This is a genomic window from Staphylococcus simulans, from assembly GCF_003043455.1.
GTDB classification, from domain to species: domain Bacteria; phylum Bacillota; class Bacilli; order Staphylococcales; family Staphylococcaceae; genus Staphylococcus; species Staphylococcus simulans_A.
Genome location: NZ_PZGG01000012.1, coordinates 1 through 21,173, shown reverse-complemented (window position 1 = coordinate 21,173; position 21,173 = coordinate 1). Strand labels below are relative to the sequence as shown.

General features: G+C 36.1%; 22 protein-coding genes. 13 read left to right on the top strand and 9 right to left on the bottom strand.

The features are described from left to right. Positions 1-341 precede the first annotated feature (341 nt). From BU038_RS03670 to BU038_RS03640, 7 genes are all read left to right on the top strand, one after another. Positions 342-803 carry a DUF1307 domain-containing protein gene (locus tag BU038_RS03670; protein ID WP_107604863.1) on the top strand — a complete coding sequence of 154 codons (462 nt, stop codon included), beginning with the start codon at positions 342-344 and terminating at the stop codon, positions 801-803. 208 nt (positions 804-1,011) lie between these two features. Further along, positions 1,012-1,620 (top strand): stage II sporulation protein M, encoded by a 609-nt coding sequence (locus BU038_RS03665; protein WP_107604862.1) that lies wholly within the window; start codon positions 1,012-1,014, stop codon positions 1,618-1,620. Between the two features lie 192 nt (positions 1,621-1,812). Next, the gene (locus tag BU038_RS03660; RefSeq protein WP_107604861.1) at positions 1,813-2,601 is read left to right on the top strand and encodes a CPBP family intramembrane glutamic endopeptidase; all 789 of its coding nucleotides are present in this window, start codon (positions 1,813-1,815) and stop codon (positions 2,599-2,601) included. 189 nt (positions 2,602-2,790) lie between these two features. Beyond that, positions 2,791-3,534, top strand: a complete 744-nt coding sequence (locus BU038_RS03655) for a CPBP family intramembrane glutamic endopeptidase (RefSeq protein WP_158262779.1) — start codon at positions 2,791-2,793, stop codon at positions 3,532-3,534. Positions 3,535-3,698: 164 nt separating this feature from the next. Further along, entirely contained in the window at positions 3,699-4,367 is a 669-nt protein-coding gene (locus BU038_RS03650) for an ABC transporter ATP-binding protein (RefSeq protein WP_107604859.1), read from the top strand. Beyond that, positions 4,364-5,143 (top strand): ABC transporter permease, encoded by a 780-nt coding sequence (locus BU038_RS03645; protein WP_002479779.1) that lies wholly within the window; start codon positions 4,364-4,366, stop codon positions 5,141-5,143. The genes BU038_RS03650 and BU038_RS03645 overlap by 4 nt, the downstream gene beginning before the upstream one ends. A 170-nt stretch (positions 5,144-5,313) precedes the next feature. After that, positions 5,314-6,477 carry an MFS transporter gene (locus tag BU038_RS03640; protein WP_107604858.1) on the top strand — a complete coding sequence of 388 codons (1,164 nt, stop codon included), beginning with the start codon at positions 5,314-5,316 and terminating at the stop codon, positions 6,475-6,477. A 40-nt stretch (positions 6,478-6,517) separates the two neighbouring features. On the opposite strand, the gene BU038_RS03635 is transcribed toward BU038_RS03640, so the two are convergent. Further along, on the bottom strand, positions 6,518-7,897 hold the full coding sequence (locus BU038_RS03635) for a carboxylesterase family protein (protein ID WP_107604857.1): 1,380 nt from the start codon (positions 7,895-7,897) through the stop codon (positions 6,518-6,520). Between the two features lie 84 nt (positions 7,898-7,981). Further along, positions 7,982-9,616, bottom strand: a complete 1,635-nt coding sequence (locus BU038_RS03630) for an APC family permease (RefSeq protein WP_107604856.1) — start codon at positions 9,614-9,616, stop codon at positions 7,982-7,984. Positions 9,617-10,092: 476 nt separating this feature from the next. Here BU038_RS03630 and BU038_RS03625 point away from each other — a divergent pair, with 476 nt between their 5' ends. The 6 genes from BU038_RS03625 to BU038_RS03600 all read left to right on the top strand — a co-directional run bounded on the left by BU038_RS03625 (position 10,093) and on the right by BU038_RS03600 (position 15,534). Then, positions 10,093-10,689 (top strand): YdeI/OmpD-associated family protein, encoded by a 597-nt coding sequence (locus BU038_RS03625; RefSeq protein ID WP_107604855.1) that lies wholly within the window; start codon positions 10,093-10,095, stop codon positions 10,687-10,689. Positions 10,690-11,155: 466 nt separating this feature from the next. Continuing rightward, positions 11,156-12,379 carry a betaine/proline/choline family ABC transporter ATP-binding protein gene (locus tag BU038_RS03620; RefSeq protein WP_107604854.1) on the top strand — a complete coding sequence of 408 codons (1,224 nt, stop codon included), beginning with the start codon at positions 11,156-11,158 and terminating at the stop codon, positions 12,377-12,379. Further along, complete coding sequence (locus BU038_RS03615; RefSeq protein ID WP_002479772.1) at positions 12,379-13,008, top strand: ABC transporter permease; 630 nt, start codon at positions 12,379-12,381, stop codon at positions 13,006-13,008. The genes BU038_RS03620 and BU038_RS03615 overlap by 1 nt, the downstream gene beginning before the upstream one ends. 31 nt (positions 13,009-13,039) lie before the next feature. After that, positions 13,040-13,984, top strand: a complete 945-nt coding sequence (locus BU038_RS03610) for an osmoprotectant ABC transporter substrate-binding protein (RefSeq protein WP_107604853.1) — start codon at positions 13,040-13,042, stop codon at positions 13,982-13,984. Then, positions 13,984-14,673: an ABC transporter permease gene (locus BU038_RS03605; protein WP_107604852.1), complete on the top strand. Its 690-nt coding sequence runs from the start codon at positions 13,984-13,986 to the stop codon at positions 14,671-14,673. The genes BU038_RS03610 and BU038_RS03605 overlap by 1 nt, the downstream gene beginning before the upstream one ends. A 93-nt stretch (positions 14,674-14,766) precedes the next feature. Beyond that, positions 14,767-15,534 carry an alpha/beta hydrolase gene (locus BU038_RS03600; RefSeq protein ID WP_107604851.1) on the top strand — a complete coding sequence of 256 codons (768 nt, stop codon included), beginning with the start codon at positions 14,767-14,769 and terminating at the stop codon, positions 15,532-15,534. 127 nt (positions 15,535-15,661) lie between these two features. On the opposite strand, the gene BU038_RS03595 is transcribed toward BU038_RS03600, so the two are convergent. From BU038_RS03595 to BU038_RS03565, 7 genes are all read right to left on the bottom strand, one after another. Next, complete coding sequence (locus BU038_RS03595; RefSeq protein WP_107604850.1) at positions 15,662-16,204, bottom strand: TetR/AcrR family transcriptional regulator; 543 nt, start codon at positions 16,202-16,204, stop codon at positions 15,662-15,664. A gap of 1 nt (position 16,205) precedes the next feature. Beyond that, positions 16,206-16,568 (bottom strand): DUF3147 family protein, encoded by a 363-nt coding sequence (locus BU038_RS03590; RefSeq protein ID WP_107604849.1) that lies wholly within the window; start codon positions 16,566-16,568, stop codon positions 16,206-16,208. A gap of 19 nt (positions 16,569-16,587) precedes the next feature. Beyond that, positions 16,588-16,947 carry a DUF3147 family protein gene (locus BU038_RS03585; RefSeq protein WP_002479766.1) on the bottom strand — a complete coding sequence of 120 codons (360 nt, stop codon included), beginning with the start codon at positions 16,945-16,947 and terminating at the stop codon, positions 16,588-16,590. Positions 16,948-17,180: 233 nt separating this feature from the next. Further along, positions 17,181-17,882 (bottom strand): antiholin-like protein LrgB, encoded by a 702-nt coding sequence (gene lrgB, locus BU038_RS03580; protein WP_107604848.1) that lies wholly within the window; start codon positions 17,880-17,882, stop codon positions 17,181-17,183. Then, positions 17,879-18,340: an antiholin-like murein hydrolase modulator LrgA gene (gene lrgA, locus BU038_RS03575; RefSeq protein ID WP_107604847.1), complete on the bottom strand. Its 462-nt coding sequence runs from the start codon at positions 18,338-18,340 to the stop codon at positions 17,879-17,881. Before lrgA ends, lrgB begins: the two co-directional genes overlap by 4 nt. A gap of 256 nt (positions 18,341-18,596) precedes the next feature. Then, on the bottom strand, positions 18,597-19,367 hold the full coding sequence (locus tag BU038_RS03570) for a response regulator transcription factor LytR (RefSeq protein WP_107604846.1): 771 nt from the start codon (positions 19,365-19,367) through the stop codon (positions 18,597-18,599). Next, positions 19,364-21,133 carry a sensor histidine kinase gene (locus BU038_RS03565; protein ID WP_107604845.1) on the bottom strand — a complete coding sequence of 590 codons (1,770 nt, stop codon included), beginning with the start codon at positions 21,131-21,133 and terminating at the stop codon, positions 19,364-19,366. The genes BU038_RS03570 and BU038_RS03565 overlap by 4 nt, the downstream gene beginning before the upstream one ends. Positions 21,134-21,173: the final 40 nt, after the last annotated feature.

Genomic DNA, 21,173 nt, shown 5'->3' with positions numbered 1-21,173 from the left:
ACCCCCTCTGATTGCTTAGAAGCAGTCAGCAGACGATTAATCAGTTTTTGTCCAGGTAAAATCATATGACTAACTCCTTCTTTTAGAAAAAATGAGAACGCTTAATGCCTGATATGACAACAAGAGTCACATTCTTTGTTCACTTTAATTTTATCACAAAACATTACAATCTACATTAACTGTATAGACTAAATTGATAGTAATATTCATTATATTAAACAAGCAATCGCGTACACTTTAAATTTTCAAATCAGACATAAAAAACAGTTATTAGAGATACGTGGAAGTGAAAAAAGATGGTATAATAATTTTATTAAATGGATAAGAAAAGAGGGAACGAGATGAAACGCAGCCTTCTCTTTATGGGGATCATTATGTTGAGTCTTTTCGTCTTAGCAGCGTGTGAAAAAGAACAATCAAAAACATATCAAGGCGAATTAGCAGGGGCAGATGTCATTGATACTTTAACTTATAAAGGCGATAAAATGGTTAAACAATCAATGATTATGACAATTAAGTACGATGAAAACGGTCTTTCGAAAAGTGATGCTGAAAATATTTTAGCAAAACAGGAAAAAGTATTCGAAGGCTTAAAAGGTGTTAAATACAAAAAAGAAATCAAGCAAGACAAAGCAGTTCAAAAAGTAGATATTGATTATAAAGAAGCGGATTTAAAACAGTTATCACACAGAGTAGGTGTGACTGGACCAAAAGAAGGCAATGATTATGTCGACGTCAAATCTGTTGAACGCTCATTGAAAAAATCTGGTTTAACTCTAAAAAAACCACTTAGCGAAGAATAATCACTATCATAATAACAGCGAGTCACTTCATTGTGATTTGCTGTTTTTTATTGCAATTAATCAGAAACTAAAAATTAAATATAATACAAAATATAGATTTAACGTGAAAAAATAAAGATACTTGTTATAATCAAATTGGTAATATGGAGAGCTTTCGACTCCTCCTAAGCAATCAATTAATTTGATAATTTAAAAGGAGAGGTTAATTATGTTAAATATCCAAGATCCAAATTATTTTAAAAGAACTATTAAAATTTTCGTCGTAGCAATGACTCTTATTTTAACTGCTTTTGTGTTATCGCTTATCTTCAGCCCATCAATTGAAACTTTTAAAAGTATATCAAGTGGCTTGCCTTCTAACCTTAAGGATGCGCAAGGATTAAATAAAGTATGGGAATATATACTAAATAATGGTGGTCGTGTGCCGCTTCAAATGTTTATATTTTCCTTAATGCCAATACCATTTTTGTACTTTCTAAATATAATTTCTACAAGCATAGTGATAGGTATTATGTTCGGTTTTGCCATTCATATTGATTATAATAAAGGTCTTATCATGGTCGGGTCCGCAATACCTCATGCAATTATTGAAATATTTGCCATGTGCATCGTTATTAGTGGTTTATATAAATTGAATCGAGCAATCATCAGAAAGATAAGCAACTTATTTAGAAGTAATAAAAAGCAAAATCTTTCATTTAAACTAGCTTTAAGTAATTTACTAAAAATGTACTTTCTAGTGGCTTTACCTTTATACATACTCGCAGCGTTTTTAGAAACATACTTCACAGATTTCATATATAATCTTTTCGCTTAAAGACAACGCTACTATATTTTAATAGTCGACACTGAGACGATATTTTGCTGTTTTTTTTATTGAACATTAAGAATGATTTTTTGAAAATATACACAAAAATCACATTAAATAAACGCGTGATATGTTATAATCTTGTTTTGAAACGAAAGCAAGCAGTTAACGAATAAGCAACTGCTTAGAAAAGGTGATATCGTGAATGAAAACGAACAACGTCCATTAGATCAGACGCAAGATAATCCTTATCAGTCAAAACGTGTAATGAAACGAGATTTTTGGTTGATTCCGCTGTTCTTTCTTGTGATTCCATTGATCACAGTATTAGTGATGTTTCCATTACGTTTAATATATGAAAGCCAATATGGTGATTTAACTAAACATACATTTATTTTGTTAAATGTGATTGGCAGTTTAGTTGGGCAAATAGTGGTAGTACTGATTTATTATTTGATGCATCGAAAATATATTATACCGATTGCGAAAGCAAGATTTGCGAAAGTAAAACGCTATGCTTGGGTATTACTCCTTACATACTTAGCGATGTCTGTTGCACAAGCAATCTATGGTGGATTGATGTTATTACTGCCGAAGCATCTGCAATTTGATAATACACAAAACCAAATGATACTTCTTCAACTCTTTGATAATCCTTGGGCATGGCCGGTTTTATTTATAGATATTGTGATTTTGACACCGATTATTGAAGAATTGATTTTCCGTCATTTAATTATCCACGAACTCGGTAAGAAAATCGGATATACAGCAGGGGCAATATTATCTGTTATTGTATTTGCGGGTATTCATGTAACTGATGCTGTGTCGCCATTTGAATTTGGTGTATATGCGATTATGGCAGGTGCATTAGTCTTTGTTTATATGTATTCACGACGTAATTTAGCGGTATCTATCGCTTTTCATATGATTATTAATGGTGTTGGCTTTATTGGTATTGTTGGTCAGTTCATTATGGATAAATTTTCGTAACATAAAAGTATAAATCAATCATTCCAAAGACTGCTTATGCAGTCTTTTTTTATTTCCACGGAAATAATTAAGCTAGATAAGTCATTAAACAGACTTTAAAGTTTAGGATAACTTTCTAGCGTTTCATGATTTATTGATACAAAGATGTTTGAATTTTGTACAATAAAGAAAACAACAAGAGGTGACAACATGACACAAACAACTCAGACACTTGAAAATCCTTTTGACTCAACTAAAGTTATGAAGCGTGATTTCTTCTTATTTCCATTATCTTTCTTCTTATTATTTGGTGCAGCGATACTACTGCAACTCGTGCTTGGTCTATATTACGGTGCGACTAACCGAGAAGTTCCGATGATAAAGTATGAAGAATTTGGCGGCATCGCACAAGATGTGTCGAGTATAGGTTTATTATTTATTTTCTACTTAATGCATCGACGTTATCTGGTACCTATTGCGAAAGAGAGGGTAAAGACTGCGTTTAAACAATGGTATCTAATTATTGGTGGAGGTATTATTGTCTTTACTTTAAATATCGGTATCGGATACCTTATGGAACATGTCTTACACATCGACAACACACAAAATCAAGCCATGATTGAAGCTATGTTTGAACATCAATGGTTATGGCCTTTCTTATTCATCAGCATAGTAATAATCGCACCAATTGTAGAGGAACTTCTTTATAGACATGTGATTATTCATGAACTCAGTAAGAAAATCGGCAATATTCCGGCAACGCTATTATCCATCATTTTGTTTGCGGGCATACATATAATGTATGCGACTTCTATATACGAAGCGTTGCCTTATGTGATAATGGGTACGGTATTTTCTGTTGTTTATTTAATGAGTGGAAAGAATTTGGCAGTTGCGATTTTGCTTCATGCTTTCAACAATGCGATCGGCTTTATTTTAATATTTTTTAAGTAACAGATATCCATGAACACTGGCTGAGTAAAAGGTCAGTGTTTTTGTACTATACTTAGATAATTGTCATATTTTTAAAAATTGAAATATGTTAAATTGTATAAGAAAGGGAATAGTAAGGTGATGAATCATGTCATCTCTCTAGATTGAAGAAAAGGAGCAGTAGTATGGCGATTTTAGAATTAAAAGATGTGTGCTACAAAGCGGATAAACGTCTGATTATTGACCATTTAGATTTAACGGTTAAAAAAGGCGAAAAAATCGCAGTTGTAGGACCATCCGGCAGCGGGAAAAGTACGCTGTTTCATTTGTTGTGTAATTTAATCAGTCCGACGAGCGGACATATGTATTATAACGGCAAAGAATACGATGCGTATGAGCCGGAAACATTACGTCAACGTATCAGTTATATGCCGCAAGAGACAGATTTATTCGATCGTACAATTGGAGAAAATTTAGCGTTTCCTTCTATTGCACGAAATGACAAGTTCGATAAGGATAGAGCGTTAAAATTGTTATCAGAGTTTGGGTTAGGTCATTATGATTTAGACACAAACGTTGAGTTTTTATCCGGAGGAGAACGTCAGCGTATCTGTTTAGCACGTCAGTTGATGTACATACCTGATGTTTTATTATTAGATGAAGCTACAAGTGCATTAGATGCGGATAATACTGAGAAAGCAGAAGATGTCATCTTTGGTTTAGCGAAAAATGAAGGAGTATCGATTATGTGGATTACTCATAGCTATGACCAAAGTATGTCACACTTTGACCGTCGCGTAGACATAGTTGACGGCAAAGTCAATAAAGATAAGAAAGGGGTAATTGATGTATGAGTACAACAGCCTTAGCCTTAACGGCACTGTTATTAATTATCCCTATTGCAGTCTCTATTAAAGAGAAATTGAATATAGCGAAAGATTTAATCATCGCATCGATTCGTGCAGTGATTCAGTTAGTCATCTTAGGTTACATTCTGCATTTTATATTTGATTTGGATGAACCTTGGATTTTAATTTTATTCGTATTAATCATTATTATTAATGCGTCATGGAATACCATCAGTCGTGCGTCTAAAGTGATGCACCATGTCTTTTGGATTTCATTTGTATCTATCTTTATCGGTACAGCAATTCCATTAGCGGTTATTGTTTTTGTCGGTGCTATTAAATTTACCGGCAACGAATTGATTCCAATCGCAGGGATGCTTGCGAATAACGGATTAATCGCGATTAACCTCGCATATCAAAACTTAGATCGTGCCTTTGTGAAAGAATACGGCACAATCGAATGTAAACTTGCGTTAGCCGCAACACCGAAGTTAGCATCTAAATCAGCAGTAAGAGAAAGTATTAAACTTGCGATTGTCCCAACGATTGACTCAGTAAAAACATATGGTTTAGTTTCTATTCCAGGGATGATGACAGGTATGATTATTAGTGGTGTAGATCCGCTTCAAGCCATCAAATTCCAACTATTAGTTGTCTTTATCCATACCACTGCGACAATCACGACAGCACTCATCGCAACATATTTAAGCTACAAACAATTCTTTAACCATCGTCATCAACTCATCGGCAGTATGATGGAAGATGAAGACGATGATAACTAATTTTAGATAAACAGAGCTGTAAAGCTGGAAAATCCATTTCTGCTTTACAGCTCTGTTTTTTAACGAATAACAGAAAATAAATTTATCTACTTACATTTTGATTTCAATTCAACTATAATGGAAAGGTTGAAAATATTAATTTTACATATAAAAGAGAGGAGGCAAAGAGAATGTCAGCCATGAGAATTGTGACGTTTATCATTAGTGTATTTATTGTCGGTATGGTCGAAATGATGGTAGCTGGAATTATGAACTTAATGAGCGCGGATTTACATGTTTCTGAAGCATGGATAGGCCAATTAGTGACGTTATACGCAGTCACTTTCGCCGTGTGCGGTCCGATTTTAGTCAAAGTAACTAATCGTTTCAGCGCAAAGACCGTATTGCTTTGGACAATCGCAGTCTTTGTCTTCGGTAATGCATTAATCGCAGTATCGCCAAATTTCACTTTATTGATTATCGGTCGTATTATTTCTTCAGCAGCTGCAGCTTTGATTATCGTTAAAATTTTAGCGTTGACAGCTATGCTGACGGCACCGCAGAACCGCGGTAAAATGATTGGGATTGTGTATTCAGGATTCAGCGGTGCCAATGTTTTCGGCGTGCCGATTGGTACCATGCTTGGCGGATGGCTCGGTTGGCGTGCAACGTTCGTGTTCATTATCGTGGTTAGTATCTTAGCTGCTTTCTTAATGATGCGTTACTTGCCGACACCTGCTGAATTATCAGCTGTGTCAGGTGATACAACTAATACATCATCACACTACAAAATTTTAAATCGTGCAGAGATTATCAAATATCTCGCAGTGACCTTTATGTTGCTGACAGCGAATTCAATTACCTTTGTTTATATCAATCCGTTAATGCTGACGAATGGTTATGACATTCAATTTGTCTCTATTATCTTATTAGTGAATGGTATTGCCGGAACATTAGGTACATCCATGGGAGGCTTCCTTGCAGATAAATTAACCAGTAAAACTTGGTTATTAATCGCAGCTGTTGCGTTTACGATATCTTTAGCTGCAGTGAACTGGTTTATTACGAATTCTATTGTGATTGTTTTGATCATCTTTATATGGAATATCATGGAATGGAGTACTAACCCAGCCGTACAAAGTGGTTTGATTGACCATGTGAAAGGTGATGCGAGCCAAGTGCTCAGCTGGAATATGTCTAGCTTAAACGCAGGTATCGCAGCGGGCGGTATGATCGGCGGTTTAATCGTCTCAAATATCGGCGTTCATGCAGTCGCATATAGTTCAAGTATCTTAGGTATCGCGATTGTATTCATCGTCTTAAGTATTAAACAAACACAAAAACCGCAAATATAAACAAAACGCTTAATCCAAATCTCTGGGTTAAGCGTATTTTTTATTCAAAAATATAAGAATCTTCACTTGTTGTATAAATAGGCCAATCCACATAACCTTCTGTCACAAACTTTTCGAGTGTGTTCATCATTTGATTCATTAAAGCTTGCGTATGATGTTCTAATGGAAGGTGATGTGCCTGTAAAATATTAGTATGACCAAACCAAAAAATGACATCTAAAATATGATAAGGTGTTTTAAAATTTTGAGATGCTGGGAGTGACCAATTAAAACAATAGAGCCATTTCTGTGTATATTGATAATGATCTAACCAACGTAAAGCAGGTTGTTTAAATTCATAATACGTAATTGCTTCAGACTGACCTTTGCCCGTTGTGATATCAAAGGCAGCCGTATCGACGGTTATATCGTTATGATTCATTACTTCTAAAAAGCGCTCAGGTGCTAACTTGCGTGATTCATTTCGAATATAACAATCGCCTTCTTGTTCAGTGAAGCCAACTAACACAGGCCACTTGTCAGGGATAGAATCTACCATAGTTGTTTCATCAAAAACTGGACTGTAAATCAATTCTAATCCTTTAGAGGGTCCATATTGTATTAAATCTTCTTCCATCGCATGCATCATTTGATGTGTTGAAAGTGTAGCTAAGTCTGTGGTGTTATAAAGTTTTGTGACTGTGTTTAAAAAATGTTGTGCAGTGCTTTGACTATGTTCTATCTCATCAAAGCGCAAAGTACCACTCATTAACACTGCTTTATGAAAGAGAGGTTGTGCTGCTTTTAGAAGCATTAGTGCTTGAATACTCATGGCGCCTGCAGATTGTCCGCACAAGGTAATATTGTTAGAATCTCCATCAAAATCTTCAATGAACTGTTTGACCCACAACAAGACGGTAACTTGATCGGATAAGCCGCAGTTCATATCGTATGTCTCGTTAATGGCTTTGAAATTTAAATAGCCGAGTGCACCTAAGCGATAGTTGGAAGTAATGACAATGACTTGGGCATGTTCAGCGAATGTTTGAGGATTATAAAGTTCTGCAGAACCGTGACCATTGAGGTAACCTCCGCCATAAAACCAAATCATGACAGGTAATTTCTTTTTAGGAGAATTAGTGACGGGTTTCCAAATATTTAAATATAAACAATCTTCACTTTGGTTTTCGATTTTAGGTACTTGTGTATCTTCAGGCTTTGTAGAGAAGAATGCTTCTAATTTATTAAACGGTTGGGGCGGAACTGCTTTAAATTGATCTGCATGCAAAGGTTCTGGCCAGTTTGTTAATAATTCTGCATGTTTAAAACGTCTGTCGTGAATAGGTGGATAAGCATAGGGAATGCCAAAATACGTTTCACAGTGCTGTTCAAGTTGACCGATAATCGTACCAGCTTTGGTATGTCTTGTTATAGATGTCATCGTACTCGCTCCTTTCCTCTAACATAGCACAAAAAAGAAACAGCTGAGAGATATAATATCTGTTCAGCTGTTTCTAATTAGTATTTATGATGAAGTTTTAGTATTCGCTTGGTCTGAAATGTCTTTTTCTAAAGTTTGATTGATTTCAACCGCATTTTTATAGTACTTACTTTCGAAGTAACTGCCGATACCGATTTTATAAAAGACTAAAGCGACGATAATAATGACTATAAAGTCATATGGATAATGAATCCAGTTGATACCGTTAAAGTCTTTACTGCCGATAAAGGATAATCCAGAAAGTACCAGTAAATAGATAATCAACCATAGACTGCCGCGTAATTGATTACGGGTATTTTCCCAGTTTAATTTGTATTCATAAAAGAAGTACATTGGTAAACCTAGAATAATAATAAAGATAACTTTAGCAGTCGTCGGCCACATGGCCCAATAAATCGCAAGTGACGTTAAGACGAAAGATAAAGGCGCTGCAATCTTTAAGAAGCGTGCTTTAAATGGTCGATGAAGTTTTGGTCCCATCTTTCTTAAAGCCATCGCAGTCGTCGGACCAGTTAAATAAGCAACGAGCGTTGATGTTGCGATAACGGTTGCCAGTGTACCCCAAGATCTGAATAACGTCACCATAACCATTGCTAGAATGGCATTGACAATAATCGCCACTCGTGGAATATTATATTGTTTATTGATGCGGCCTAAAATTTTAGGAATATGTCCATTTTTCTCCATAGCGCTTAATACACGGCCTGTTGAAGCGACGAATGAGACCCCTGTACCAAATGGTGAAACGAATGCTTCAATGTATAATAAAATCGCTAGCCAATTCAGATTTAATAAGATGGCTAAGTCGGCGAAAGGTGAGTTGAATTGAATTCCTTTCCAACCTTTATCAGCGACCATACCTTCTGGCATAGATGTAATAAAGACGCTTTGCAGAACGACATATAATAAGGCAGTTAATGATAGACAAATCACGATACCACGTAAAATGTTTTTCTCTGGCTTTTCAATCTCAGCACCCATGTTAATAATTGTTTGGAAAGCGTTGAATGAAAAGATGATTCCAGATACTGTAACCGCCGCAAATATCGGTGCAGTCCCATAAGGAATGAAACTGCTTAATGAATGACCATAGTTTCCTGGATGGAACCCTGATAATAGTAATAAGATAACTGTTAATGTCGGTACACCTAGTTTAAAGAATGAGATTAAACTTGTGAAAGATGTAAGTACCTTCACTGACCAATAGTTTAACAGTGAAAAGATAATGATTATGACATAAACAGCCAATAAACCAATGTTACTAATTGTGCCGTCTTTCATCAGAACACTTGTAAACTTTGCCCACTCCCATGGCCAAGAACTCATGTATTGTACGGCAGATACGGCTTCAATTGGGATAATCGTAACTAAGGCAACCCAGTTTGCCCAAGAAGCGATAAAGCCCAGTAATGAACCGTGTGTATATTGTGCATAGTTGCTCATCCCGCCTGATTGCGGCAGCATTGTCGCGACTTCTATATAGTTATATGCGACTAAACTGATGATGATGAAACCAATCACCCATGAAAAGATTGCTGCAGGACCTGCGACAGATGAGGCTTCCCATGCCCCAAACAGCCAACCTGAACCGATTAATGAACCAAGTCCAAGTAAAACAAGCTGTGACAGGCTGATTTTACCACTTTTAGTTTGTTTCATAGTAAAACTCCTAAGTTTCAGAGAAGATGCTCTCTTTTATTTGTAAAGCAAAATAAGCTTGCGTCATTTTATATAAGGCAAACCTAACTCATGATAGAACATTATACGGAAAATTCAGATGAGGTCAACAGGAAAAGGACAGGTTTATAACTTATAAATGAAAATGCATGAAAATACGTTATATAAACAATTTTTGTATAATCATTAGAAGTGATAATTTGTTTGAAAGCGTCATTACGCACTTCATAATTTTATAGCGTTCGATGATTATGCATTTTGGAAACGTAAAAAATCGTTGTTATTACTAGAAAATTACCAGTTATAAGGAAGACAATCAATGGCAACTCAGGAATGAACAAGAAAAAAGGGCAATATAAGTGAAAGAGTGTTTTAGAATACAAAAAGTGTAAAATTGTGGATTAGAAATTCACTTAAATGGCTATGGTATATTAAGCCAATAAAAAAGGAGTACAACAATGACAAAGAACAGAATAAATGATAAAGCAGACGCGTATTTCGCACGTGCGCAAGCGTGGCATGATGAGTATAAAGCATTACGTGACATTATTTTTCAAAATAAAGACTTAGAAGAAGATTATAAATGGATGCATCCTTGTTATACCTTGAATGGAAAGAATGTGGTGTTGATTCATGGATTTAAAGACTATTGTGCGTTGTTGTTTCACAAGGGTGCTTTAATGAAAGATTCAGAACATAAGCTGATTCAGCAAACTAAAAATGTTCAAGCAGCAAGACAATTACGTTTTACGTCGCTTGATCAAATCGAAGCAGAATCAGAAATGATTTTAGCTTATGTAAATGAAGCAGTGGAAATTGAACGGGCAGGTAAAAAGATCGAAATGAAAAAGACTGAGGAGTATGACATGCCGCAGGAATTAAGAGAAGCGTTAGAAGCGGATGAACAATTAAATGAAGCATTTAACAAGCTTACTCCGGGACGTCAACGCCAGTATATGTATTTCATCGGTCAAGCTAAACGTGAAGCTACTAGGAAAGCACGTGTTGATAAATACAAAGCGCAAATATTGGCTGGTAAAGGTATGAATGATTAGTCGTTTTAAGTAATTAAGTTACGCGAGAGGAATTAAATATTGGATTAATCGTCCCTAAATTATGAAAAACACAAAATATGTAAATCTTTTTCAAAAAATTTTGCGATTAATCCGACCAAATAGTTTAGTTTGTGTTATAATTATAAAGTACACTATTAATCAAGTAAGTCGAAGATACAATTTAAATTTTATTGTATTGAGCAAAAGAACAGACACTGTTGAACAGCGCTGTATTATAACGTAGTTGAGGTGAAGGTTGCAGCGCAACCGAATCTAAAGCAATTAACAAGTCATTTGCGACTTTGTTTAGGAACTTATCCGTTAAGTTATTGAAACATTGGGCAAGTGATTTTTTTATTGACTGCTTTTAGGGTGTGTACAGAGAACGATAGACAGACTGTTCTTGAATCACAACTTAGAACTTACTTAGGCTTAAACAAATTCGATAAAGAAAGGAATTACTTTAATGCTTAGTATTAAGAATTTATCTAAGGTTTACCCTGGAGGTAAAAAAGCGGTAGATGATATCTCGCTTGATATTCAATCAGGGGAATTTGTTGCATTTATTGGTACAAGTGGTAGTGGTAAAACAACTGCTTTACGTATGATCAATCGTATGATTGAAGCAACGAAAGGACAAATCACGATTGATGACAAAGACATCAGAAAGATGAATGCGGTAGAATTACGCCGTAGTATCGGTTATGTGATTCAACAAATCGGCTTAATGCCGCACATGACAATCAAAGAAAATATCGTTCTGGTTCCAAAATTATTAAAATGGCCAGAAGAAAAGAAAGATAAAAAAGCACGTGAGTTAATTAAATTGGTTGACTTGCCTGAAGAATACTTAGACCGTTATCCATCTGAATTATCAGGCGGACAACAACAACGTATCGGGGTAGTACGTGCATTAGCAGCTGAACAAGACATCATTTTAATGGACGAACCGTTCGGCGCATTAGACCCGATTACACGTGATACATTACAAGACTTAGTCAAAGAACTACAACGAAAATTAGGTAAGACATTTATCTTCGTAACACATGATATGGATGAAGCAATTAAACTTGCAGATAAGATTTGTATTATGTCAGAAGGTAAAGTCGTTCAATTTGATACACCAGATAATATTTTACGTCATCCAGCAAACGACTTCGTACGTGATTTCATCGGTCAAAACCGTTTAATTCAAGATCGTCCGAATATGCGTACAGTACAAGATGCGATGATTAAACCAATTACAGTACGTGCAGATGATTCATTAAACCATGCGGTTGATGTAATGCGTCGTCATCGTATCGATACAATCTTTGTGGTAACTAATCAAGACAGATTCTTAGGTTACATGGATATTGAAGACATCAACCAAGGTCTACGTGCAGGCAAAGAACTGATTGATACAATGCAACGTGACATTTATCGCGTTAACGTCAACAGTAAATTACAAGATACTGTACGTACGATTTTAAAACGTAACGTTCGTAACGTGCCGGTAGTTGATGACCACGACACATTAGTGGGCTTAATCACGCGTGCAAACTTAGTAGATATTGTATATGACAGCATTTGGGGTGAAGGTGCTGAAGAAGCGCAACAAGAAGCTGAAGCAAATGAAGCAGCAGGTATTAAAGAAGCACCGGTTGAAATGGATCACGAACAAACGTCGGATGCAGGAGTTGAGCGATAATGAAAGAATTCCTTCAAGAATATGGCGGCGAACTGATTCAAAAGACGGGCGAACATTTCTTTATTTCTATTGTTGCGCTTTTGATCGCCATCGTCGTAGCAGTGCCGATAGGTATTCTGTTAGCTAAAACTAAAAAAGCAGCAAGTATTGTATTAACAACAGCAGGTGTGCTGCAAACGATTCCGACACTTGCGGTATTAGCGATTATGATTCCAATATTCGGTGTAGGTAAAACACCAGCAATTATTGCATTGTTCGTGTATATCTTATTACCGATTTTAAATAATACAGTATTAGGTGTTCAAAATATTAACCCAGACGTTCGCCAAGCTGCGATCAGTATGGGGATGACGAAATTCCAACTGATGAAAGACGTTGAAATGCCTTTAGCATTACCGTTGATTCTAAGTGGTATCCGCTTATCAAGTGTGTATGTTATCAGTTGGGCAACACTTGCAAGTTATGTAGGTGCAGGCGGTTTAGGAGACTTCGTCTTCAACGGATTGAACTTATATAACCCAATTATGATTGTGAGTGCAGCAGTACTTGTTACAGCATTAGCATTAATTGTTGATTACGTACTACGCGCAGTAGAAAAATGGGCAGTACCAAAAGGCTTAAAAGCATAAAATATCCAGATAGGGAGGACATTGGAACTTTATGAAACAGATAAAAAAATACTTGATTCTGATGGTGACTTGTCTTGTTGTATTATCTGGATGCAGTCTGCCTGGTTTAGGCGGTGGTCGTGCAGATGAGGATTCAGTAGAAATCACATCACTCGCAACAAGTGAGTCTCAAATCATGTCACATATGGTTCGTTTGATGATCGAACATGAAACGAAAGATAAAATTAAACCGACATTAATTAATAATATGGGTTCAAGTACGATTCAACATAACGCGTTAATGAACGGCGATGCGAACGTTTCAGGAACACGTTATACAGGTACAGACTTAGTCGGTGCTCTAGGTGAAGATCCGATTAAAGATCCTAAGAAAGCTATGAAAGTGACACAAGAAGGATTCGATAAAAAATTCAATCAAAAATTCTTCAATTCTTACGGTTTTGATAACACGTACGCTTTCATGGTGACAAAAGAAACAGCTGAAAAATATGACTTAGATACAGTTTCAGACTTAAAGAAACATGAAAAAGATTTACGCTTAGGTGTAGATAGCTCTTGGTTGAACCGTAAAGGTGACGGTTATCCAGGTTTCAAAAAAGAGTATGGTGTGAACTTCAGCACTGTACGCCCAATGCAAATCGGTTTAGTTTATGATGCACTAAAAAGTAAAAAACTAGATGTTGCATTAGGTTATTCAACAGATGGACGTATCGCAGCGTATGACTTGAAAGTATTAAAAGACGATAGAAAATTCTTCCCGCCATATGACGCGAGTCCAGTTGCTAAAAAGGATTTATTGAAGAAACATCCTGAAATTAATACAGCATTAGAAAAACTAGAAGGTAAAATTTCAACAGAAGAAATGCAGCACTTGAACTATGAAGCAGATGGTCAAGGTAAAGAACCTGCTGTCGTAGCTGAAGAGTTCTTACAAAAACATAATTATTTTGATGATAAGAAAGGCGGGCAAAAATAATGAAAGGTAATTTATTCCAACAGCTGATTGAATACTATTCATTGAACGCCGGCTATTTATGGGGACTATTCTTCCAACACTTATTGATGTCAGTCTATGGTGTCCTATTTGCTGCAATTGTCGGGATTCCAATTGGAATCTTGATTTCAAGATTCGGCAAGTTATCTAAGACTGTCATTACTATCGCAAACATTATTCAAACAGTTCCAGTTATCGCAATGTTAGCGATTCTGATGTTAGTTATGGGATTAGGTCCGACTACGGTTGTTGTCACTGTGTTCTTATACGCATTATTGCCGATTATTCAAAACACATATTCAGGTATTATCGGTGTTGATGCCAATATTAAAGACGCAGGTAAAGGTATGGGTATGACAAACAACCAAGTGTTACGTATGATTGAATTGCCACTAGCACTATCAGTAATTATCGGTGGTTTACGTATCGCATTAGTTGTCGCAATCGGTGTAGTAGCGGTTGGTTCATTTATTGGTGCACCGACACTCGGTGACATCATCATCCGTGGTACAAACGCGACTGATGGTACAACATTCATTCTTGCAGGTGCGATTCCAATTGCGATTATCGCAGTGTTAATTGATATCGTATTAAGATTCTTGGAAAAACGTCTCGATCCTGTGAAGAAAAGAAAACCAAAAGGTCCACTACCTCAAGGTGTAGATGGTTAATTAATTTAAGAGGTATCGTATGCAAGATGATTTCATCTGACATACGATACCTTTATCATTAGGGATGAGACAAATAATGAGGAGGCACTTATTATGGCATGGTTACAAGTCAATTATGATTCAATCACATTAGGTAAAGAACAGCGCTTTAACGCATTTTTACCAGAGGAACCTTCACAATTTGAAACAGATAAACCTGCAAAAGAATTACCTGTTCTTTTATTGCTGCATGGTTTATCAAGCGATGAAACATCTTATTTAAGATTTACAAGTTTAGAACGTTATGCGAAAGAACGTCAAATCGCAGTGATAATGCCAGCAGGCGATCACAGTGGTTATGCGAATATGGGTTATGGTCATAATTATTATGATTATGTATTAGAAGTTTTTGATTATGCGCTTCAAATCTTCCCACTGTCTAAACGTCGTGAAGACCACTTTATCGCAGGTCATTCCATGGGTGGTTATGGCACAATCAAATATGCATTAACACAAACAGAACGCTTCTCTAAAGCTGCACCATTATCTGCGGTCTTTACACCTGATTGGTTAATGAATATAGATTGGCATGACTTCTCTAAACATGCGATATTAGGAGAGAAAAAAGCAGCTAGAGGCACTGAACTTGATCCTTACTATTTAGTGGATCAAGCAATAGATAAAGGTTTAGATATCCCTGATTTACTGATTATGTGCGGTACAGAAGATGATTTATATCAAGATAACTTAGATTTTATCAGCTATTTAGATGATAAAAAAGTCGCATATCAATTCGAAGACGGTCCAGGTAAACATGATTATGCTTACTGGGATAAAGCAATTGAATATGCATTAGATTGGTTCTTAAAAGATAGAAAATAAATAGAAAATAGCGAAATAGAAACGCAATGAATAAAGAAATCCCCTCAAATCCAAAAAGAGATTTGAGGGGATTTCTCACTCTATATAACTTTATTTTAAGAAATATTCAATTGAAATAATTAACTGATTAAGAAGGGCGATAGGCATCAATTACAGTATTCAACATGTCATAAATATACTCATCTGTGAGCACTTCAGGTTTAATCAAGATATTAAAATAAATTGGTGAGAAGATTAAATCAATAAACATATCTTGATGTTCTTCTGATATATAAGGTGCGCTTACTTGTTTTAACATTTGACGGTATTGATTGAAATAATCTTCCATGAAGTGATTGCGCAAGTCATTTTCTTCATTGGTTAATAAGATTTGAATGACTGCTTTGCCTAAAGGTGTTTTATACAGATGTGTGATTTTAATCAAAGTGGTATATAAATCCTCAAAGAACTCACCTTGAAGCGTGACATCGGAATGTGCTTTGCTTAAAAACATATCGATTATCATACTGTCTTTATCTTTCCAACGGCGATAAATGGTCGCCTTTGAAATCTGTGTATTTTCAGCTAATTCATCTATGGTAATGGAATTATAAGATTCACGTTCTAACATTTTGCCTAACTCGTCAAAAATCCTTATATTTATCTTCGGATCTTTTGGTCTGCCTGCCATATTAATGACCTCGTTTCAAATGTGCTAGTTTCTCTACTATCTCAAAAATAATAATTGCGCTCAAGAACCATGCAATTAAACCGACGAAAATACTGAGAATCCAGTTGTTCGTCCATACTAACATCAACCAAGTAGCTAAGATGTTGAATAAAACACCTGTCATACCGAAGACTGCACCATTACTAACGTGGGCTGCAACTTTATCCCCGTATTGGATACCAGAAGCAATTAAAGCAATTAAGAATACAGCTGGAAAGACTGCGAAGATACCGCCGAATTCTTTCCAAGGAATAATAACTGATACGATATAACTCAAGCAGACGGACATGCCGCCGGCTAAAAATTTAATCAATAGCATTTTCATTTTTGATTCAAACCTCCGATTATATATGTTTTAGTGCTAGGATAATGCAAGATAAAACAAACCAGCATGCGATAGAGAAGACAGCGCCTTTTCTATAGCCGATATGTTTTACTGCGATTGCTGTTAAAGCCACACTGATAATACAGCCGATAATACCGATCACAGCACCAGCACTTAAGTGGATAGATTCATAAACTAATTTATTGCCTGAAAAGTCAACGGATAATGTGACTAAGGCAGCTAAATAAACAGCAGGGAAGGTAGAAAAGATACCACCTAATTTGCCGCCAAGTTTTGACGCAATAACTGTCGCTAAAGTAACAGCCAATCCACCGAATATAAAGCGGATAATTAAGCTTATTAATGAAATGCCGAACATAATGAAAATTCATCCCAATCTATATAATTTTAAAACGAAACGTATCGTTTACTAATAGTGTAATACGCACATTTTTTCTTGTAAACAGGATACAACTCTTCATAATTGAACATTTAATGAAAACTTTAAATTAAAACGCTTTCATTTAATTCATGTTAATAAATCAAAAAAAGAGACAGGTAATCCTGTCTCTAAACGAATGGAAAATTAATGCTGTGGTAGGTAAGGAGGTCTTACAATAAAATTGTTGCTAAGAAAGGAACGATTGCGACAACGATGACACCCACTAATACAACCGCGATGCTCGCCATTGAAGTTTCTGTTTCACCAAGTTCTTGTGCTGCAGAAACACCGAGTGTATGGCCACTTGTTCCTAACGCTAGTCCACGTGCAATCGGATTATCGATGTGGAAGAAGCGTAATAGTTTGTTCCCTAATGCATAGATGATGACTGCGTTTAAGATTACTGCTAAAGATGTTAATTCTTTTACGCCGCCGATACCATCTGAAATAGGTAATGCAATGGCAGTTGTCGCAGCTTGTGGAATCATTGATGCGACAATGCCGCTGCCGAATTGGAATAATTTAGCGAATGCATAGATACCGAAAATTGCGATGACTGTTCCTAATGCAATACCGCTGAAAATTTTAACCCAATATTTTTTAAGTACGTCACGTTTTTTATACAACGGAATCGCAAAACAGATAGTGGCAGGTTCTAAGAAGAAGTTGATAATGTCTCCGCCAATTTTATAGTTTTCATAACTGATCCCAGTTACCTTTAAAAATGCAATCCCAAAGACCATACTCACAAATAACGGTGCTAATAAGAAGAAACCGTTGGTCTTTTTAAAGAAATATGTGGCAACTAAGAACGGAATCACAGATAACAAGATACCAAAATACGGTGTATTAATGCCTAAATGTTCTATCATACATGATCCTCCGCAACTCTATTGTGATGTTTGACTGAATGTTGTTTAGATTTACGTTTAATAGGTGAGCCCTTCACTAATATTTGAGAAACAAATCCAGTACAAAGTAGTAATAAAACCGTTGAAATAATAATCAACAAGATAATTAAAATTGGACTCTTGCTTAAAATACCAAGTGAGTTAATGACTGAAATACCAGCTGGCACGAATAGGAACCCGATATTATTTGTTAGCGCAGTTCCTACACCTTCAACTTCACCGAGTTTAATGATGCCTGTTGAAAGTGCAATGAACATCAGTACTAAACCGATTACTGATGCCGGCATTGGAATAGGCATAAAACTCTCTATAATTCTTGAGATTAATAAGATGATACTGATAACGAGTACTTGATGTAAGAATGAATACGCTTTTGCTGCTTTGCTTGCTTTTTTAACGTTTGTTTGTGCTTTTTCCATCGTGGATAGCCTCCGTTCGTTTCTTTATCTTGTCTCTAGTTTAAGACGAAAAACCGAGATTGTGTGCGTTTTCACGATGAGATGCGAGTATAGGTTCGCGAGTTGCACTAATCAGAAGTTGAAATTCAGAGTAATTGATCTAGATTGAAAGTGGGAGAACCTGAGTTGTTGAAAAAGTGGATTGAAATACAAAAATGCCTAGTTTCGTTTTTAATGGAAACTAGGCATGCTTTATTTTAGTTAGTTTATTTATGAGTTATTCTAATCCGATAGTTTGTTTAAATGCTTTCATATAAGAACGGCTGACTTGTACTTTAAGGTTATTGGTCATTGTGACTTGATACGTATAATTGAACCAAGGTTCTACCGTTTGAATGTGTGCTTTATTGATAATCGTTGCACGATGAATGCGAATAAACTGTTTTGCATCTAAGCGCTTTGCGTAGTTGTTCATAGGTTCAGAAGTTTCATAATCACTACTTAATGTATGCAACGTTGTTCTTTTATTATTGACTGTCAAAGCAACGATATCTTTTTGATTTAATACGTAAATGCGTTCATCTACTTCTATCGGTAAAACGTCCGGTGATTTATTTATCGATTTTTGGTTTGTTTTATGAGTATCATTCTCTTCTGGTTTAGTATCAATTGTTGTTTTTGTGTTCGTTTGCACTTGAGCAGCAACTCGAGCGACTGCCGCATCAATGCGCGCTTGTTCAAATGGCTTCAGTATATAATCCGTCGCATTAAGTTCAAAAGCTTTTACTGCGAAGTTGTCATGTGCTGTCGCAAAGATGATATAAGGAGGCTGTCGCATTTTTTTAATTTTTTCAGCTAAATCCAAGCCGCTTTCATCCATTAAATGAATATCTAAAAAGATGACATCGTACGTATCGTATAACAGTTTTTCTAAGGTTTCTGAGATTGTTTCAGCTTCTTCTATTTTGTTGAATTGACCATTTTGCGTCAGTAAGTAATTCAATTCATTGCGCGCTAACGGTTCATCATCTACGATTAATGTCTTCAAATTAATTGACCTCCTTCGTCAGTTTGTGTGCGGTATGGGATGGCACAACTGACCGTTGTACCATTTTCATTCGAACGGATTTTCAACATGGACATGGGTCCGTATAAACCAGATAATCTTAAGTTTAAGTTTTCAAGTGCACTGCCAGTACCGCCTGATTCAGAATGCACAATGGCTTTACCGATATAAGGCATTTTGTTTTTAGGAATGCCCATACCATTATCTTTGACAGTGAGATATAAGTAATGTGTTTCTAGTTGTACCGTAACGGTGACATTATTGTTAGAACGGCGATTTCTAAAAGCATGACGAATGGCGTTTTCCACTAAGACTTGAATGATGAACGGCGGCAAGAGTGCATGTTGTGCTGCTGGATCGATGTCAAAGTCGATGTTGAAGCGGTTCGGAAAACGTGCTTGTTCTAAGGATAGATAAGCTTCAACTTGTTGTAATTCTTTATCCAGCGTAATGGTATTATTGCGCGCACCTTGCAAGTTTGAACGAAAGAACTGACTCAATTGCAGTAATAAATTACGTGCTTTTTCACTATCGATTCTGACCATCGCAGAAATCGTATTAATCGCATTAAAGAAGAAATGCGGATTGACTTGTGCTTGCAGTGATTTAATTTCAGCATCTTTTAATAACTTACTTTGGGTCTCCGCTTGGCCCAGTTCTAACTGACTTGAGAAAATATTGGCTAGACCTGTGGCTAGTTGTTTTTCAACAAAAGTTAATCGATGTGCATCTGTAAAATAGAGTTTTAACGTACCCACAACTTTGTCTTTGATGTGAAGCGGAATCACAATGGCTGCTTCTAATGGACAATTCGGATGGTGACACCCGATTTCTGCGCGAGAATGTGCTTCTTTAATTTTTCCGCTTTGAATTACTGTCTTAGATAAATCGGTAATAATCGCTTTTTGAGGAACATGATGATCACTACCTGCGCCGACGTGCGCTAAAATATCATGACGGTTAGTAATCGCAACCGCTTGAACTTGCATCAAATCTTTAATAATTTGTGCAGCTTTAAAAGCAGAGGCTTCTGTTAAACCTTCTCTGAAATATGGCAAAGTTTCATTAGCTAATTGTAAGACATCATGTGTTTGCACGCCACGCATTTGTTCTTCTTGCTTAATTGTTGAAATAATAATAGATAAGAAAATTGCGGTACCGATACTATTCATTAAGATCATTGGAATCGCAATGAAACTTACAAGTGACCAAGCATGACCAGAATGTTCAGCAAACAATAAGATACATGTCATTTGAATCACTTCTAATAAAGCACCGATAATGACACCTAAGAAAACAGGTGGATAACGTCGTACTTTTAAATAGTAACGGCCGACATAGCCTGAAACTAACGCTATCAAAATAGAAGAGACGAAATATGTAAAAGCATTTGCACCGCCAATATAAAATCGATAGATACCTGAAATGATACCCACGACTAAAGCAACACCAGGTCCACCAACGAGCCCTGATACACCGATAGTCAACACACGTGTATTTGCGAGTGAAGTATCAGGTGCTAAGTGGGTATAGAGTTGCCCAGATAAAATTTGAGAATCTCTGATTACGACACCGGTTACGTTAGACAGTAATGCGAAGATAACAAACATAATAGCTAACTGCCATTTAGCCCGCCACGTTTCACGATGATGCATCAAATTTTTAAAATAATTGAAATTCATCAAGAGGTAAGCGAGTAAAATAATCAAGCCGACGCGTTCAAGTAAAAGCATAAATAAGTTGAGCATTGAAATCACCTGTAATGTTGGAATTTTGTGACAATATATC

Excerpts from the sequence above, each read along its gene's own strand:
- BU038_RS03670 (WP_107604863.1), top strand. The coding sequence starts at position 342 with ATGAAACGCAGCCTTCTCTTTATGGGGATCATTATGTTGAGTCTTTTC.
- BU038_RS03615 (WP_002479772.1), top strand. The coding sequence starts at position 12,379 with ATGAAAGAATTCCTTCAAGAATATGGCGGCGAACTGATTCAAAAGACG.
- BU038_RS03645 (WP_002479779.1), top strand. The coding sequence starts at position 4,364 with ATGAGTACAACAGCCTTAGCCTTAACGGCACTGTTATTAATTATCCCT.
- BU038_RS03610 (WP_107604853.1), top strand. The coding sequence starts at position 13,040 with ATGAAACAGATAAAAAAATACTTGATTCTGATGGTGACTTGTCTTGTT.
- BU038_RS03635 (WP_107604857.1), bottom strand. The coding sequence starts at position 7,897 with ATGACATCTATAACAAGACATACCAAAGCTGGTACGATTATCGGTCAA.
- BU038_RS03655 (WP_158262779.1), top strand. The coding sequence starts at position 2,791 with ATGACACAAACAACTCAGACACTTGAAAATCCTTTTGACTCAACTAAA.
- BU038_RS03650 (WP_107604859.1), top strand. The coding sequence starts at position 3,699 with ATGGCGATTTTAGAATTAAAAGATGTGTGCTACAAAGCGGATAAACGT.
- BU038_RS03595 (WP_107604850.1), bottom strand. The coding sequence starts at position 16,204 with ATGGCAGGCAGACCAAAAGATCCGAAGATAAATATAAGGATTTTTGAC.
- lrgB (WP_107604848.1), bottom strand. The coding sequence starts at position 17,882 with ATGATAGAACATTTAGGCATTAATACACCGTATTTTGGTATCTTGTTA.
- BU038_RS03620 (WP_107604854.1), top strand. The coding sequence starts at position 11,156 with ATGCTTAGTATTAAGAATTTATCTAAGGTTTACCCTGGAGGTAAAAAA.
- BU038_RS03585 (WP_002479766.1), bottom strand. The coding sequence starts at position 16,947 with ATGTTCGGCATTTCATTAATAAGCTTAATTATCCGCTTTATATTCGGT.
- BU038_RS03665 (WP_107604862.1), top strand. The coding sequence starts at position 1,012 with ATGTTAAATATCCAAGATCCAAATTATTTTAAAAGAACTATTAAAATT.
- BU038_RS03590 (WP_107604849.1), bottom strand. The coding sequence starts at position 16,568 with ATGAAAATGCTATTGATTAAATTTTTAGCCGGCGGCATGTCCGTCTGC.
- BU038_RS03605 (WP_107604852.1), top strand. The coding sequence starts at position 13,984 with ATGAAAGGTAATTTATTCCAACAGCTGATTGAATACTATTCATTGAAC.
- lrgA (WP_107604847.1), bottom strand. The coding sequence starts at position 18,340 with ATGGAAAAAGCACAAACAAACGTTAAAAAAGCAAGCAAAGCAGCAAAA.
- BU038_RS03625 (WP_107604855.1), top strand. The coding sequence starts at position 10,093 with ATGACAAAGAACAGAATAAATGATAAAGCAGACGCGTATTTCGCACGT.
- BU038_RS03630 (WP_107604856.1), bottom strand. The coding sequence starts at position 9,616 with ATGAAACAAACTAAAAGTGGTAAAATCAGCCTGTCACAGCTTGTTTTA.
- BU038_RS03600 (WP_107604851.1), top strand. The coding sequence starts at position 14,767 with ATGGCATGGTTACAAGTCAATTATGATTCAATCACATTAGGTAAAGAA.
- BU038_RS03640 (WP_107604858.1), top strand. The coding sequence starts at position 5,314 with ATGTCAGCCATGAGAATTGTGACGTTTATCATTAGTGTATTTATTGTC.
- BU038_RS03565 (WP_107604845.1), bottom strand. The coding sequence starts at position 21,133 with ATGCTCAACTTATTTATGCTTTTACTTGAACGCGTCGGCTTGATTATT.